Annotated in this window: 17 protein-coding genes and 3 tRNA genes; 8 read left to right on the top strand and 12 right to left on the bottom strand. The window is 34.6% G+C overall.

What is annotated here, in order from left to right; translation table 11 throughout:
• Positions 1-334 precede the first annotated feature (334 nt).
• The 7 genes from B5X62_RS14520 to B5X62_RS14490 all read right to left on the bottom strand — a co-directional run bounded on the left by B5X62_RS14520 (position 335) and on the right by B5X62_RS14490 (position 6,148).
• Positions 335-913, bottom strand: coding sequence for a DUF1572 domain-containing protein (locus tag B5X62_RS14520; protein WP_079668206.1), 579 nt, complete (start codon positions 911-913; stop codon positions 335-337).
• Positions 914-916: 3 nt separating this feature from the next.
• Positions 917-1,369, bottom strand: a complete 453-nt coding sequence (locus tag B5X62_RS14515) for a YciI family protein (protein ID WP_079668205.1) — start codon at positions 1,367-1,369, stop codon at positions 917-919.
• Between the two features lie 88 nt (positions 1,370-1,457).
• Entirely contained in the window at positions 1,458-2,177 is a 720-nt protein-coding gene (locus B5X62_RS14510; protein WP_079668204.1) for a DUF6090 family protein, read from the bottom strand.
• Between the two features lie 143 nt (positions 2,178-2,320).
• Positions 2,321-2,662 carry a cupin domain-containing protein gene (locus B5X62_RS14505; RefSeq protein ID WP_079668203.1) on the bottom strand — a complete coding sequence of 114 codons (342 nt, stop codon included), beginning with the start codon at positions 2,660-2,662 and terminating at the stop codon, positions 2,321-2,323.
• A 12-nt stretch (positions 2,663-2,674) separates the two neighbouring features.
• Positions 2,675-3,136, bottom strand: a complete 462-nt coding sequence (locus tag B5X62_RS14500) for a hypothetical protein (RefSeq protein WP_079668202.1) — start codon at positions 3,134-3,136, stop codon at positions 2,675-2,677.
• Positions 3,136-3,516 (bottom strand): RidA family protein, encoded by a 381-nt coding sequence (locus B5X62_RS14495; RefSeq protein ID WP_079668201.1) that lies wholly within the window; start codon positions 3,514-3,516, stop codon positions 3,136-3,138. The genes B5X62_RS14500 and B5X62_RS14495 overlap by 1 nt, the downstream gene beginning before the upstream one ends.
• A 46-nt stretch (positions 3,517-3,562) precedes the next feature.
• Complete coding sequence (locus tag B5X62_RS14490) at positions 3,563-6,148, bottom strand: putative LPS assembly protein LptD (protein ID WP_079668200.1); 2,586 nt, start codon at positions 6,146-6,148, stop codon at positions 3,563-3,565.
• A gap of 45 nt (positions 6,149-6,193) precedes the next feature.
• On the opposite strand from B5X62_RS14490, the gene B5X62_RS14485 reads away from it, so the two are divergent.
• From B5X62_RS14485 to B5X62_RS14460, 6 genes are all read left to right on the top strand, one after another.
• Entirely contained in the window at positions 6,194-7,495 is a 1,302-nt protein-coding gene (locus B5X62_RS14485; protein WP_394333311.1) for an N-acetylmuramoyl-L-alanine amidase family protein, read from the top strand.
• A 58-nt stretch (positions 7,496-7,553) separates the two neighbouring features.
• Positions 7,554-7,625: transfer RNA gene (locus B5X62_RS14480), tRNA-Glu, on the top strand.
• A gap of 86 nt (positions 7,626-7,711) precedes the next feature.
• The gene (gene rpsT, locus B5X62_RS14475; RefSeq protein WP_079668198.1) at positions 7,712-7,966 is read left to right on the top strand and encodes a 30S ribosomal protein S20; all 255 of its coding nucleotides are present in this window, start codon (positions 7,712-7,714) and stop codon (positions 7,964-7,966) included.
• Between the two features lie 11 nt (positions 7,967-7,977).
• A tRNA-Glu gene (locus B5X62_RS14470) sits at positions 7,978-8,049 on the top strand.
• Between the two features lie 384 nt (positions 8,050-8,433).
• On the top strand, positions 8,434-8,688 hold the full coding sequence (rpsT, locus tag B5X62_RS14465) for a 30S ribosomal protein S20 (protein ID WP_079668198.1): 255 nt from the start codon (positions 8,434-8,436) through the stop codon (positions 8,686-8,688).
• Between the two features lie 11 nt (positions 8,689-8,699).
• Positions 8,700-8,771, top strand: a tRNA-Glu gene (locus B5X62_RS14460).
• 142 nt (positions 8,772-8,913) lie between these two features.
• On the opposite strand, the gene B5X62_RS14455 is transcribed toward B5X62_RS14460, so the two are convergent.
• The 3 genes from B5X62_RS14455 to B5X62_RS14445 all read right to left on the bottom strand — a co-directional run bounded on the left by B5X62_RS14455 (position 8,914) and on the right by B5X62_RS14445 (position 10,944).
• The gene (locus B5X62_RS14455; protein ID WP_079668197.1) at positions 8,914-9,558 is read right to left on the bottom strand and encodes a hypothetical protein; all 645 of its coding nucleotides are present in this window, start codon (positions 9,556-9,558) and stop codon (positions 8,914-8,916) included.
• A gap of 75 nt (positions 9,559-9,633) precedes the next feature.
• Entirely contained in the window at positions 9,634-10,326 is a 693-nt protein-coding gene (locus tag B5X62_RS14450; protein WP_079668196.1) for a hypothetical protein, read from the bottom strand.
• A gap of 369 nt (positions 10,327-10,695) precedes the next feature.
• Positions 10,696-10,944: a hypothetical protein gene (locus B5X62_RS14445; RefSeq protein ID WP_079668195.1), complete on the bottom strand. Its 249-nt coding sequence runs from the start codon at positions 10,942-10,944 to the stop codon at positions 10,696-10,698.
• Between the two features lie 154 nt (positions 10,945-11,098).
• Here B5X62_RS14445 and B5X62_RS14440 point away from each other — a divergent pair, with 154 nt between their 5' ends.
• Together B5X62_RS14440 and B5X62_RS14435 are read left to right on the top strand one after the other, a co-directional pair.
• Entirely contained in the window at positions 11,099-12,919 is a 1,821-nt protein-coding gene (locus B5X62_RS14440; RefSeq protein ID WP_079668194.1) for an alpha-2-macroglobulin family protein, read from the top strand.
• Between the two features lie 72 nt (positions 12,920-12,991).
• On the top strand, positions 12,992-13,399 hold the full coding sequence (locus B5X62_RS14435) for a type II 3-dehydroquinate dehydratase (RefSeq protein ID WP_079668193.1): 408 nt from the start codon (positions 12,992-12,994) through the stop codon (positions 13,397-13,399).
• Positions 13,400-13,430: 31 nt separating this feature from the next.
• On the opposite strand, the gene B5X62_RS14430 is transcribed toward B5X62_RS14435, so the two are convergent.
• Entirely contained in the window at positions 13,431-14,117 is a 687-nt protein-coding gene (locus B5X62_RS14430; protein WP_079668192.1) for a response regulator transcription factor, read from the bottom strand.
• Positions 14,107-15,339 carry a sensor histidine kinase gene (locus tag B5X62_RS14425; RefSeq protein WP_245797206.1) on the bottom strand — a complete coding sequence of 411 codons (1,233 nt, stop codon included), beginning with the start codon at positions 15,337-15,339 and terminating at the stop codon, positions 14,107-14,109. The genes B5X62_RS14430 and B5X62_RS14425 overlap by 11 nt, the downstream gene beginning before the upstream one ends.
• Between the last annotated feature and the right edge of the window lie 144 nt (positions 15,340-15,483).

Genomic DNA, 15,483 nt, shown 5'->3' with positions numbered 1-15,483 from the left:
TCAATATTCATAGAGGTCTTACCAAAAGTAGAAGAAAGCAATTTATCCAATGGTATCTTTTTTACAAAAATCAAAAACAATAATACATTAGGTAGTTAAGGTTTTTTTTAGCCATAAAGCTGTTCCAATAATTTACAAAGAAGGATGGCAAAAGCCACCCTTCTAAACTATTGTTTACAGCATTGATTGTATTGCTAATAAGTTGCTCCTCAGCAGAGCTCATTTCCTCTTCCAATCAATCTCAGTATATTACAAAATATTTTGTGAAAAAACACCAACTATTTTTGACCACATTACCTCAATTAAAAACACTCGAAGATTCGAGTGTTTTTTGTTATTGATTATTTTCAAGTTTTCTAAGCATTTCTTCGGTGAAATGTTCTTGATGTTTCGGTTGCGAAAATTTTTCATCATTATACACTTTCGAATTTCCTTTTGGGATAGATAGGCTTTTCCAATTATTATCGGCAATCATTTTTCCTATGAAAACTATTTGCCCAACATGATAAGGATAATGCGCCAATTGTCTGTTGATGGCTTCTAAAACCGTATGACCTTGGTTGCGAATATAGACGATTTTATCCAAGTCATTTTCCGTCAAGTCGTTTAATGTTGAAAAAAGACAAGTCCAACCAGCATTCCATTTTTCTAATAAATCTGTGCGAGATTTAATATCATTTTCAAACTCCGAATCTCGATTGCGATTATCTTTTTCGCCATCTGTTGTCAAAAAATCTGTCCAACGCGACAACATATTTCCCCAAAGATGTTTTACAATAATTGCAATGCTGTTGCTTTCTTCGTTATACTGCCAAAACAAAGCGTCGTCCGGAAGCTGCTCGAAGGTTTTATCGCCAAGACTTTTGTAATATTCGAACTGTTTTTTTACACTGTCGAGATAATTGCTTTCCATGATTTACGGATTTTCTTTAGAGATCTTTTCGTGATATTTCAGATACATTGGTAAAGCCGCTGAGCCATACCATTTGAAACTTTCATATGCAAAAACGCCCGCCATAACCGCAGGATCGGTCTTTACCAAAGCATCGGCTTCTTCAATAGTTTTAACATTAAAGATAAACATGCCACGATAATCTCTTTCGTTTTTATCAAAGAAAGGTCCTGCTACAGATAGTTTTCCATCTTTTGCAAGCTTCCCAATATTATCAAGATGTCCGCGCATTAATTCTGACATTTTCTTTTTGTCGTCAATTTTAGTTGGGCCAGTTTTCAGCATGACGATAACGTAAGGACGCATGCCGTATTGATCTGCACTCAGCGAATCTGCAAGCTTTTTATCGTAGTTTTTATTCTGTCCAAATGCGATTGTTGCGCAGATGCAGAATACGAATGTTAGTAGTTGTTTCATTGTGATAATTGTGTTTTATTTTATTTATAAAAAACCAACAAGCCTTAAAAACACTCAAATTTCTTTAATAGAAAAAGTACAATTAAACTTAGTGTTTATATTCGTGATCGATTTTAGTTATAATTTTTTCCATTTGTTTGATGCACATCGTGTAATTACCAATTATTTGATCCACAGCCGAGAGATAGACTTTGCTTCGATTCTTAATAGGATCAGAAGAAATCATTTTTAAAAAATTGCCGTCTGGATAGTTTTGAACATGATCAAAAAGAAAATCTGCATATTTCAACTTCTGAGCTTTGTAGAAATCCGTCGAGGTTATTAAAAGCGGAACATCTTCCTCATAAAAGTCTAAAATATCATTCTGAAGTTCTTCATTCTCGATAAAACCTATTTTACCAGAAGATTTAAAACCTTGATAACGCCCTTGATTACCATTAAATCCAGTAAAATTAAATAAGAAATCACGGTTAAGATGAATAGAATCTTTGTCCGCAACTTGACCATTCGGGATTTTTGCAATGTATCCAAAGAATTTTTTCTGATTTTTATAAGCTTCTAAATCCCCTTGCATTTCTGCAATGTCGCTTCTCAAATCTTTTTTAATACCAAGCAAAAAATGTTTCACCTCTTTCTGCTCGTGTCGCTCTTCGCTCCAATTATGAAAAGCGATAGAAACCGATACTGCAAAGATGATAATGGCGATTTCCATACCGATTTCTTTAAGCTTATGGAATGCATTATGCTCTTTGGATTGCGCAGTGTCGTAGATTTTTTTTGTAGACTTAGCAACTTCTAATTCTGCCATGTTTAATAGTTTTAGTTTTTCTTTTACAAATATCTTTTAAAATTTTAAAAAAGTCAACTAAACGACACAAAAAAAGCAAACCAAAAGGCTTGCTAGTCTGTAAAAGTACACTGAATAGCTCAGTGTTTATATTTTTTTAAAAATCAGAGATTAATCCTATCTCCGTGAGATTTAGGTTCAGAAATAACCAAAAATTCTAAATCGAAATCTTCTTTATTAAAAATCCGATGATGTTGATTTGGTTTGATATGTAAAGCTTGATTTGCGTTGACATTTATGAATTCTCCGTCAACTTCAAAAGTTGCAACCCCTTTTAAAATATAGAAAATTTGCTGAGATTTGGTGTGAAAATGTAAAGCTTCTTCAGTTTTCGATGGCATTTTTTCTTGTATAATACTCAAAGAATCAGTCTTCAAAAGATGCCATCCATCGCAAAGATTACCCCAAGTGTAATGTTCCGCATTCTGAATTGATTTCACTTCCATATAACTAAACAATTATTCGGAAACTTTGGCATTTTGATTCTTCTTTGCGTCCGCTTTCTTTTTCCGTTCGTAGATAACCTCCACGATTTTCCCTCCAATCCAAGAGAACGGGAAAAAGACTAGAAATATCGAAATTTTATAAAACGTGGGATGATAAGGATATATAATAATATCAAGCATCGCGATGAAAAGCATGATAAAACCTATCAAAATAGCATAAGCTACTTTTGCATATTTAACAATGAGAGCTGTTACAACACCGCCGATACTTACACCAAGTCCACCGAAAAATAACAAAGCCGCAAAAAAACTTTCTTGATCTTTAACCGCAATTAATTGTTGTTTCCAATGCTCAAATGGCGCCCATTCTTCATAGTTAATCCAGCTCGGGTTAATGCGTATCCCAAGCGAAATAATGAGTCCTGCCACAACAAGCCCACAGATGACACCAAATAAGTTTCTTAAAAAATTCATTAATCTGCGTGTGCAATCATAGAAATTTCTACATCTACATTTTTAGGAAGACAAGACACTTGCACTGTTTCTCTAGCTGGGAAAGCAGCGGCATCTAGGTAAGATGCATAGATATCATTCATCACAGCAAAGTCGTCCATACTTTTTAAAAAAATTGTAGCTTTAACAACATGGCTAAATGTCAAACCAGCTTCTGTTAAGATAGCTTCTAGATTTTTCATCACCTGATGCGTACTTTTTTCGATGCCTTCAGCAAGTTTACCAGTTTCTGGATCAACTGGGATCTGTCCCGAAATATAGAGCACTCCATTCGCCATATTAGCTTGAGAATATGGACCAATCGCGCCTGGCGCTTTATCTGTATTGATGATTTTCTTCATAGTTTATTGTTGATTTCGCTTACAAATCTAAGCATTTTTATCAATTTTAGAAGCTACTTCTTGGTTGGGTAAAGCTTCTGTCTTTATATTTAATAGCATCGCTTAAGATATTGGCTTTAATACCAATAAAGAAGTCATAGACTTTGTAAACTCCAAAAGGCACCCAATTGAAGCTTATTGTAAAACTTCGTTGGTCACGAGAAAAACCTAACGACGCTTGTGATATTTCCTTTGAAATAAAGTCATAAGACGCTCGACCAGTTATATTCCAAAAAGGTGTCAGCTTGATATTTCCATCTAATCCTGCGGTTGCCATTTTGGTTCCAAACAAAGACAATCCTCTTGTGTAAGCATAATTTGCATTAATTCTTAAACTCCAAGGTTGTGTAAATCTCGCATAATTATCATCATCAAAATAATAGTCTTCGTTACGGATTTCACCTTTCTTTTTATAGATTTTGCCTAGTTCCTCTTTCTTTCCAAAAATCTCATCGCTTAATGAATAACCTAACTGCAAATTAAATCCTTGCAAGCTAAAGTGTCCAAAATCTTCTGTACGAACGCCATTTTTACCAGTCGCATCATATAGAATTTTGTACGGCTCCAAGGTCAACATTGTATTTACCGTCAACTTACTATTAAAGAAAGACGACTGCGAACTAACACTAATCACCGACCATTTATTTTTATCTGCAGCAAAATTGTAGTTTCCAGAAATATTTAAGTTTTCAAAAATCTTAAGTTTTTTAACACCCGTTGAGTCTGACTTTGACTTTACTTTCATTTCTAAATTATTGGCGATATTAAAACCAATACTTTGCGTAAGACCAGAACTTGGCGCACCATAGATACCACCTTCAAAAATAGAATATTTGGTCATCTCGCCGCGAGATCCATAAAACTCTCGATAATAACCCCAATTTTTAGCAGCAAAATCTGGTGTATAATTAAAACTAACACTTGGTGTCACCATGTGCCGAATCGCCTCGATAGTTGATCCTTTTTTAAAGTTTAAAAACTTATAAAGCACCGTTTGCAAACTCGCTGAAGTACTGAAGGTTGAAAATCCAGCAAACTGATTTTTACTAATATTATCAACTTTATCCGTCAAAACATTGTAACGCTTTTCGATCGTTTTCGTTGTTAAAACATTGTCCACATTCGCACTTAGAGTAAAAGTCAAATATTTAGCAATACTCGTATTGGTCGACAATGCAATATTATTACGAAGCCCTGTCTTCATATCCTTCCACATTTGATCTTTGAAAAGCTCAGCTTCTGTCGTTTGCACATAGTTGGACATCGACAAGCCTGTGTTAACAGTCATATTCTCCAAAAGCCCAGTTCGCATACCAGTTTTTGGTTTAAATAAATAAAACTGACTCATCGCCACCGTTAAATCTGGCAAACGAATATCCGTAATTCCCGTCGCAAAATTCTGTGAATAAGTCGCATTGGCGTTAATAGTAATCGGCAAGCTCAAAAAACGTTTTTGGATGCTAACTCTTGAGGTTTGACTTGTTTTTAGATTTTCGTTATTGTAAATATAATTGTTGTTCAAAAGGTTGCTATAGAACTTTTGGCTCGTAATATCCACTGCTGCATTAAAAGTAAACAGCGGATTGGCTTTACTATCTTGCGTGTGCGTCCAACCAATTTTATAGGTAGACGATTGCGAATAGTCATCCAAACCTTTTATGCCTCGAACAATAGTCCCAATCTCCGCATTGAAACGTCCGCTGTAACGGTATTTTTTGAGATAATTCATCTCTGGGCGTAGATTCCAGCTACCTTTTGTATAAAGATCCGAAAGTATTTTTAAATCAAAATGTTCTCCAATAGGTTGATAATAGCCGAGACCATTTAAAAAGAAACCAACATCCTGACGCTCTCCAAAACTCGGTATCAAAATACCAGCAGAACGCTTTTCCGAAAATGGCAAAATCGCAAATGGCATTACCAAAGGTGTTGGCACTTGCTCGATATACATCTGGATCGGCCCTGTAATAACCTGAGAACTTTCTTTACCTTTTACTAATTTAATATTAGGAGCTAGTAAATAATAATCCGCAATTGTATCTTTCTTCTGAATAAAATAGGTGTCTGTCGTATATTTCCCGTTTCTCATAAAGAATACAGAGTCGTTATACTTTTTGGTTTTTTGCGCTACAATAACGCCTTCACTTTCTTCTGTTCTGGCATTAAAAGCAACTGCTTGTCTGGTTTTATAATCGTAGATAACTTCGTCGTACTCATACTTTTTACCAGCTTGTGTAGCGACCGCAGGTTCTTTAACACGACCTTTCTCGTCCAGACCTCCACGCGCATAGATTTTACTATTCGACCAATCGATTCGGATATAGTCGGCATCAATCTGCATATCTTGGTAGATGACCTGAGCATTTTTTTCGAGGAAGGTTTGTTTCGTGGAAAAAGAATTGCGTTCTACATCGGCTTTTGTTTTAACAACGCCCTCTAATTGCTCCTTTGCAGGAATCGTATCATTCTTGCGAATCGTATCTTGTTTCGTCCCAATTTCAATAGTTTTAATAGGCTTTTGTTGTGCTAAAAAACTGTTAAAAATTAGGAAAATTAAAAATAGTGGTATATTTTTGAAAATGCTTTTGCCCAAATCAGTACATCTGTAATTCGGGTCAAAATTAATTAATTTTTAAAAATTAATATGTTTACTAAAGAATTTTATTCCAAAAAATATATTAGCATACTTCTAGTATTGCTTTCAGTCTTAGGTTTTAGCCAGAAAAAATTTACTGTTGTATTGGATGCAGGACACGGTGGATCGGACATTGGCGCTAACAGAAACTATGGCGACCTCGGCCGAGTACAAGAAAAAGACATCACCTTGGGCGTTGTTTTAAAATTGGGCAAAATGCTCGAAAAAAACAAAGATTTCAAGGTTATCTACACAAGAAAGATAGATGAATATCCTTCTTTGACTTCTAGAACCGATCTTGCTAACCGAAATAAAGCGGACTTTTTTGTATCCGTACACGTCAACTCTTCGCCAGGAAGTAGCATTACAACTCAAGGTACCGAAACTTTTGTACAAGGACCCAACCAAAATAAAGCGAACCTAGAAGTTGCAAAAGCAGAAAACGAAGTGATTTTTTTAGATGAAAATGACAAACAAAATTTCGCCAACTATGACCCACGTTCTCCAGAATCTTTAATTGCATTAAAAATTCAGCAGAGTAAATATTTGGAAGCTAGTCAATGGCTGGGTGGACTTATCGAAGAAAATTTTGTAAAAGATAATAACCGCTTTTCTCGTGGAGTAAAACAAGCCGATCTACACGTACTTAGAAAAAATGCAATGCCGTCAGTACTTGTAGAAACTGGATTCGTTAACAATTATGACGACGCTGCTTATCTTTCTTCGGAGAAAGGTCAAAAAGAAGTTGCAGAAAGTATTTATAAAGCTTTATTAGATTACAGAAAAGCGATAAATGGAGGATTCGCTGCAGCGAAAGAACCAGAACCAGTAAAACTGGCTGAGATCCCAATGAAAAATGATTTCAGAATTTTATTGATGAGCACCGCAACACGTTATAACGAAAATGATGCTGCATTAAAAGGTTTAAATTATATTTTACCAATCAAAGAAAACAACGTTTACAAATATTATTACGCTGTTACAAATCTTGCATCTGTAAGAGACAACAATCTAAAAACAGCAAAAGACGCTGGATTCAGAAACGCCATGGCGATTAGTTTCTTACCTAACCAGACTTTAGGATTTGGATATTATACGCTAGAAGTAGCCGTTAGTGAGGACAAATTAAAGAATGATTCTTATCTTCTAAAAACCCTGAAAGACGTGGAAAGAACCAAAGAAAAAGGAATTTTCTACTACACTTATGGTAAATATAAAACTTTGGAAGACGCTGTTACTGCACAAAAAGACATTGAAAATAAAGGTATTAAGAATTCCATCATTCAAAAAGTCTTGAAAAACTAGAAAAAGATTTGCAGGGAACAAAAAAAGTATCTACTTTTGCAACCACAAAAAAACGAATGGCCTATTCGTCTAGTGGTAAGGACTCCAGGTTTTCATCCTGGCAACAGGGGTTCGATTCCCCTATAGGCTACGAAAATTTAATTTTGAAAAAATCTGCGAAAAAGATTTTGAAGTTTAAAAAATATTCATATCTTTGCAGTCAATTTTTAGGAAGTTATGGCAAATCATAAATCAGCTCTGAAAAGAATCAGACAGAACGAAAAAAGAAAATTAAGAAATAGATACTATCACAAGACTGCTAGAACAGCTTTGAAAGTATTACGTAATGAAACGGAAAAGTCTGTAGCTACTGAGCAATTACCAAAAGTAATTTCTTTGTTAGACAAATTGGTGAAGAAAAACATCATCCACAAAAACAAAGCTGCAAACTTAAAAAGCAAATTGACTAAACACGTTAACAAGTTAGCGTAAGACGATAAAATGGCCCGTTCGTCTATCGGTTAGGACCTCAGATTTTCATTCTGGTAAGAGGGGTTCGATTCCCCTACGGGCTACTTAAAACCTTCAGATTTTTCTGAAGGTTTTTTTGTGTTCTTATTTTTCAGAGTCATATCTTATTTAGTCAAAAACAAAATTTTAAATCTCAAGTTTTTATAATCAAACTAAATGCATCCAATCTTATAAAAGAATCTAGTCAATATCAAGTTGCTAAAACAAGCTAAATTAAGAACGATTATTAAATAAGCCCAACTTCCCTACATATTAGCTATTATCATCGAAAAAAGAAGAATTAGCATTCGAAAACGTAATATTCACAAAAACACCAAGAGCTCAGCAATCGCTTACTAATCCTTATCAGAAAGAAATTTCATAAATTTTGAAAAAAGATTTTGAAGTTTAAAAAATATTCATATCTTTGCACCCAAGTTTTAGGAGTTATGGCAAATCATAAATCTGCTCTGAAAAGAATCAGACAGAACGAAAAAAGAAAATTAAGAAATAGATACTATCACAAGACTGCTAGAACAGCTTTGAAAGTATTACGTAATGAAACGGAAAAGTCTGTAGCTACTGAGCAATTACCAAAAGTAATTTCTTTGTTAGACAAGTTGGTGAAGAAAAACATCATCCACAAAAACAAAGCTGCAAACTTAAAAAGCAAATTGACTAAACACGTTAACAAGTTAGCGTAAGACGATAAAATGGCCCGTTCGTCTATCGGTTAGGACCTCAGATTTTCATTCTGGTAAGAGGGGTTCGATTCCCCTACGGGCTACATTAAAACCCTGTTAATCATTTGATTGACAGGGTTTTATACTTTTACAAACACCGTTTGTCCCGAAAATGTTCCTAAAAATTGATTTTAAAATAAAAAAATCCGACCTCATCAGTCGGATTACATAAGATTATATTTTGAGTTATTTGCCTCCTTTAATAATTGGTGTTAATTGTTCCCTAAATTTATCAAACTCCTCTTTGGTAATAATTTCCAAATCCAATTCCTCTTTTTTCTTTTTCAGTAACTCAACTGCCTCCTCACGGGTTAGCGGTCTTGTAGTGTGCAATGGTTTGATTTCGCCTTTTGTTATTGCATTATCAACCATTGTAACGGTTATGTAATTATCCAATACGGTAAAATCGGTATTTGCCAAAGGCTTAACGTAAAAGAAAACATAATTTTCCAATCCCATACTTCCTTTGTTAAATTGGATTTTTTCAATTGTAATTTTATAGTCCTTATATTGTTCCTCAACATAACGCATACCTTTTAGCAAAACACCCGCAGGTTTTCCGTAAAACAAATACTCGAAATGTCTCTTTTTGCTAAATGCGGATTGTCCCTCGCCTGTTGGCGCACCCAATACCAAAGTATCGCCAATCTTGTAAGTGTTTTTATCGGATGCGATATAATATTTTATATCCATACCTGTTTTAAAGTTTTTACCCTCCTCCTTACTTATCATTTTGGAGTAATGGAGCGTATCGATTTCGGATAATTTTTGCGCAAACGACGAAGTATATACGCCCATTAAAGTTGCAATAACATAAAATTTTGTTTTCATAATTTATTTTTCGATTGAATATAATTGTACAAAGTAAAATATTTGGTAAAACATATTTATACGGAAAACCGTAAATCAAAGACCTTTTAAGGCTTCCGCTGTTTTTACATCCTGTTTTTGTTTGATTTCGGCTTTTACCGCATCCGATTTTAAGCGAACTGCTTCACTCGTTTTTTTATCATACATCGTAAAAAACGCAAGTACATCAGCTTTACATTTACTATTATGGAATTTATACATCACACTTGAAGCATTTATAGTATCATCCCGAAATACCGTTGTGTAAGTTCCCTCTGTGCGTTTATACTGACCGTAAACTGACGAGCAGGTAATTTCCTTTTCATCGACTTTGGGTTCGCTTTTATATTTAAGTTCCAACTTTTGAACTAATGGGATTATATTGTCTGTATGGATGTCATAAAGAACTCCATTATAAAATTTTAACCGCAACTCTTTTATTGTAAAATCAGCAACGTCGTATTTACTCAAAATGAAAACTTGCGCATTATCAATTAAAGGATAATCGCTCACGATTTTATCCTGTTTTTTCAATTCAAAAATCTTTTTTGATGTGGTGGAGGCGTAACTGCTGATGTTACAAGTTTGCGGAACCTCGCAAACCTGCAACATATAATCCACGTTTTTGAGGCTGTCGATAATTGCGACTTTGGTTTTGTTGATTTTAAAAATACCGATTCCCTCGATATTGCTTTGAGCGAATGTTTGCCCAAAAACAATTAGGACAAAGAATAAAATTACTTTTTTCATATTGAAAATATTTTATCCCACCAGTCCCAAATAGGATGTTAATAAATAAAAATAGCGCGGAACCGAAGCCATAAGGTCAAGAGGTACCGCGAAGAACCCAACATCCAAAATGACTTAGCCCGCGCCTTATAAGACACGGGCATAAGCCTATCATAAATGGATGTTTGAGAAAATTCGCGGTTTTCTTGAACCAATATAATAGCTTACGCCTTGTTTTACGTTAAAATTTAAGTCTCAAATTTAATCTTTTTTGAATTATGATAAAATTGAATTTAAAAACCGCCCCTTTTATATAAAAAAAAGGACGGTTAAAAAATAACCTTTGCAATGGTTAAAAAAATATTTAGTCTTTTACGCTTTGGGCTTAAATTAAATCGGTTTTAGTCTTACGCTTCCGATATACTTTATTTCCTTATTCGGGTTTTCCCGTTCGGTTTTTGCCATAAATTCATCCCGTCTTTTTATTTCGTCGGGTGTTAAGTCTCCCGAAATTGGCGAACCACTATAAACCACAATCAAATAATTGTCCATTGAACTGCCGACAATTTTATTTTTGATTTCCAACGCTTCGTCTTTGTCCCCTCTCAATATCGCTTTGATAAATTCCCTTTTATTCATCGCTGTTAAGTTTGTCGATTACTTTATCCGCCAATTTCCCGATTTCAATATCATTCATTTTTAAAATCAATCTCATATAGGTTATCGCGTTTTAGCTAAAAGTCAAAATTTTTCGGATGGAGAAGAAAATACAATTCCTATTCTAGCAAACCGAATGTTGGTAACCGAAACGCTTCCGATTTTCATTAAAGAAGGTCAAAACAAAACTTTCACAATGAATTCTTTGTTAAATGACACATCAACTTCGGCAGCTAACTTTAATCTAACGGTTGAGATGACGACCAATCCGCTTTGGTTTGCGGTGATGTCGATTCCGTATCTTAGAACTTATCCGCACGAATGTTCAGAACAGCTTTTCAGTCGACTTTACGGAAATATGTTATCGACTTACATCATGAATTCGTCACCGAAAATTAAAAAGATCTTTGATGAATTTAATGCTAAAGAAACGCCAACTAATCCACTTGAAGCCAATCAAGAATTAAAAACAGTCCTTCTCGAAGAAACGCCGTGGTTAAGCAGCATCAAAGATGAAAAAGAGCAAATGAAACAATTGGCTGTATTTTTCAATTTAAACAAAATGCAGCGCGACCTCAAAAAAGCGCAACGCGATCTTGTGGACAGACAAAATCCTGACGGTAGCTTTTCGTGGTTCCCAGGTGGTAATAAGGATAAAACTGTTTCTGGACATATTTTGGCTGGTTTCGGAAAATTAGATAAAATGCTAAAAGGTCAATCGGATGAGTTTTTCACCAATCAAATTAATAAAGTGATTTCCAACTCTATCGATTATTTGGATAAAGAATATTCTGATCAATTAATAGAAGACCGAAAAACTTCGGTGAAGCTAGACCTAAACGATTATACATCCTACTTTTATTACAGAAGTTATTGGACTAAGAAAAAAGAAATCCCGTCGGAACTTAAAAAAGTTTTGACAACAGTCGCAAAAAGCTATGCAGAAAATTTTGATGATTATAGTCTTTACCATCAAGCGATGATTACTACATTTTTACAACGTTTTGGCTACAAAGATCTAGCAAAACAATGTGTTGCAACTTTAAAAAAATCAGCAAAGACAACGGAAGAAAATGGAATGTATTGGATCAATAATCCTTATGGTTGGTATTGGTACCAAGCGCCAATTGAGACGCAAGCCATGTTGATAGAAGCATTTGCAGAAGCAACTCCAGAAGACACAAAAAGCGTAGAAGAAATGAAGATTTGGCTTCTTCGCAACAAACAAACAGAAAGTTGGGGAACCACAAAATCAACAACTGAAGCGGTCTACGCACTTCTCAATTATGGCAAATCTTGGGTAGATTCGGAAAAAGGAATAACTATGAAATTGGGAGAAACGATCTTGGATCAAAATACGCAAGGTGCCAAAACGTCGGAAGCTGGATTCTTTAAAAAATCATATTACTGGAAAGATATAACACCTGACAAAGCCAAGTTAGAAATTAATAAAACAAGTCCAGGCGCTGCTTGGGGCGGCATGTACCGTTTGTATTACGAAAATATGGATAAAATAATGGCTCATAATTCGTCGAATGTAACGATCGAAAAGCAATTATTTGTTAAAACGAATGAAGGATCAGAAACCAAACTTCGAGAAGTTACGACAAGTCAACCGATACATTTAGGTGATATTGTTGTGGTACGATTGGTGATAAAAACCGATCGAGATATGGAATATATTCATCTAAAAGATTTACGGGCAAGCGGTTTCGAACCTGTTAACGTTCTATCAACTTACAAGTGGCAAAATGGCGCAGGTTATTATGAAAGTACGAAAGATGCGGCAACACATTTCTTTTTTAGTTCGCTTCCAAAAGGAGTTTACACTTTCGAATATCAATTAAAAGCGAATAACATTGGCGAATTTTCGGATGGCATAACAACTTTCCAAAATATGTACGCACCAGCAATGAGCGCACATACAGAAGGAAAACATGTAACGATTGTAAAATAATTATTGAACTTGGATAAAAACTTTTCTTAAATTTTTGAAATCACTAACTTTGAAATTCAATTTTATAAAACAATGAAAATCCTCATCGTCAACGGTCCCAATCTTAATCTTTTGGGCACACGCGAACCCGACATTTATGGTTCAGAAACTATGGAAACGCGTCTTGATTTATTAAAAAAAGAATTCGCGAATGATGAGATTTTGTTTTTTCAATCCAACATCGAAGGCGAAATTATCAACCGTCTACAAGAAGATGATTTTGATGCATTGGTGATTAATCCAGGAGCTTTCACCCACTATTCTTTTGCAATTGCTGATTGCTTAAAAAACATTTCGAAACCGAAAATTGAAGTGCACATTAGTAACATTTATAAAAGAGAAGAATTCCGAAAAAAGTCAGTAACCGCCGAACAATGCGACGCTGTCCTCAGCGGTTTTGGCATTAAAGGCTATCAACTCGCTATCCAAAGTTTAAAATAAATAAAAAAGAATCTCAATTGAGATTCTTTTTTTATTCCGGAAAGTCAAGTTCGAAACCAACACCACGAATTGACATTATTTTTATCGAATCGTCATCGGCAAAATATTTTCGAAGTCGACTGATAAATACGTCCAAACTGCGCCCAGAAAAGTAATCTGTGTTTTCCCAAAGGTTTTCAAGAATCACTTCTCGCTTCAAAAGTTGATGATTATGATTGAGAAGAAATAATAAAAGTTCGTTTTCTTTCAAAGTAAGTTTGTGTTTCCCTTTTGGATGTTCTAGCTGAAGTTTTTCTGTGTTGAGAAGATAGCTTCCAATCTTAATTTCTGTTTGCTGAATCGCTGTAAACGTCGATCGTTTCAAGATATTCTGAATTCTTAAAACCAATTCTTCTGGGTCGCAAGGTTTTGAAATATAATCATCAGCACCAAGTTTTAATCCTGTCAGTCGATCGATTTTTTGATTTTTCGCTGTTAAAAATAAAATCGGAAAATTTGCCTGTTTTTTTAGAAGATGTTTTGCTAAAGAAAAACCGTCAATATTCGGCATCATCACGTCCAAAATCCCAATCTGAAAATCAAATTGCGTTTCTATAATTTCCAAAACATCTTCAGGGTTTTGAAACCAAATGACTTCAAAATCGCTTAACTCGAGATATTGTTTCAAAATCATCCCGAAATCGGCGTCGTCTTCCACTAAAAGGATTTTAGGATTCATGATTTAATTTTATTTTAAACAAACTTCCTTTGCCGCTTTCGCTTTGTAGGTCGATATTTCCGTTGTATTTTTTGACGATATTTTTAATTAAAAATAATCCAAGTCCAAGACCTTTTGTATTGTGAATGTTGTCGCTTTGGATTCGATAAAATTTCTCAAAAATATTTTTTTGTTCCGCTTTTGCAATGCCCTCACCATTATCTTTAACGTTAATCAATAAGGTTTTTCCAGAAGATTCCACATTGATGTTAATCTGTGTAGCGCCGTACTTTATACTATTTTCGCAAAGATTTTTTACCACCGTTTCCATATCAGTTTTTGCGAAAGGAAGATTGTCGATCGATTTATTTTCAAAAATAAATTCCGTTTCGGGATTTGCAAATTGTAAGTCTTCAACAAAGTTTGTCCAATCCTCGAAATTGATAACGTTGACTTCGTTCTCATTTTCTCCGTCATGAAGTTGCTTCATAAGGTTTTCGAGGCGTTGGATTTGACGTTCAACCAGTGGAAGATTTTCTTTATTCCAATCTTTATTAAGAGATTTTGCAGCGATTTTTAAAGTCGCAATCGGTGTTTTGAATTCATGCGAAATATTATCAACAACATTATGCAAAACTTCAACTTGTTTCTGTTGTTTGATAAGGTTTTTAACCGTCAAAATAAACAACCAAAGTACCGCACCAAGGATAAAAACGCATAATAAAATCAAAAGTGCTAACTCCTGAAACACCAATTGTTTGATATTGACAATTTGATAATTAGTCTCTGTAAAAATCTTGAAATGCTCTTTACGATCGTAGACCTTGGTGTCGTCATTAATAGAAGAAGATTCCGTATTCCAACTTCCTGTCGTTTGCAAACCTATTTTTGTCAAAGGTCTTTCGGTTTGATAAAGATTGATCGGTTTTTTAAGAAGATCAATACTATCGGGAAGAACGATGATAGAATTGTACTTTAATTCTGTTGCAACTTCGTAACCTTGCTTTTTAAATTCATCGTCCATATACTGTGAAAGGATCTTACGGTAGCTTAGGTTTTTCGTCGTATAATAATCTAGAAACTGTTTTTCTGTGATTTTTTTGGTCGCATAATCCGTGATATTTTTAATCACAGCATCTTCTGTTCCGCGGTCTCTTTCTTCGAGTTTATCGATAAGTAAGGCACTTCGGTCGCGAATATTACGATAGATTTCTCTTTCCTTAACAACGTAGGTTTTGTACATAAAGAAAGCTTGTATTCCCAAAAGAATCAGGAATAATAAGCTGAAAATCACAATGATGTTTCTGTTCCTTGAAAGCATGAAGCAAAGATAGAATTTTGAGGTTTATGTAAAGTGCATTAACCCTCCATTAACCTTTCATTAACC

Source organism: Soonwooa buanensis, from assembly GCF_900167905.1.
GTDB classification, from domain to species: domain Bacteria; phylum Bacteroidota; class Bacteroidia; order Flavobacteriales; family Weeksellaceae; genus Soonwooa; species Soonwooa buanensis.
This window is presented reverse-complemented; position numbering and strand designations above follow the sequence as displayed.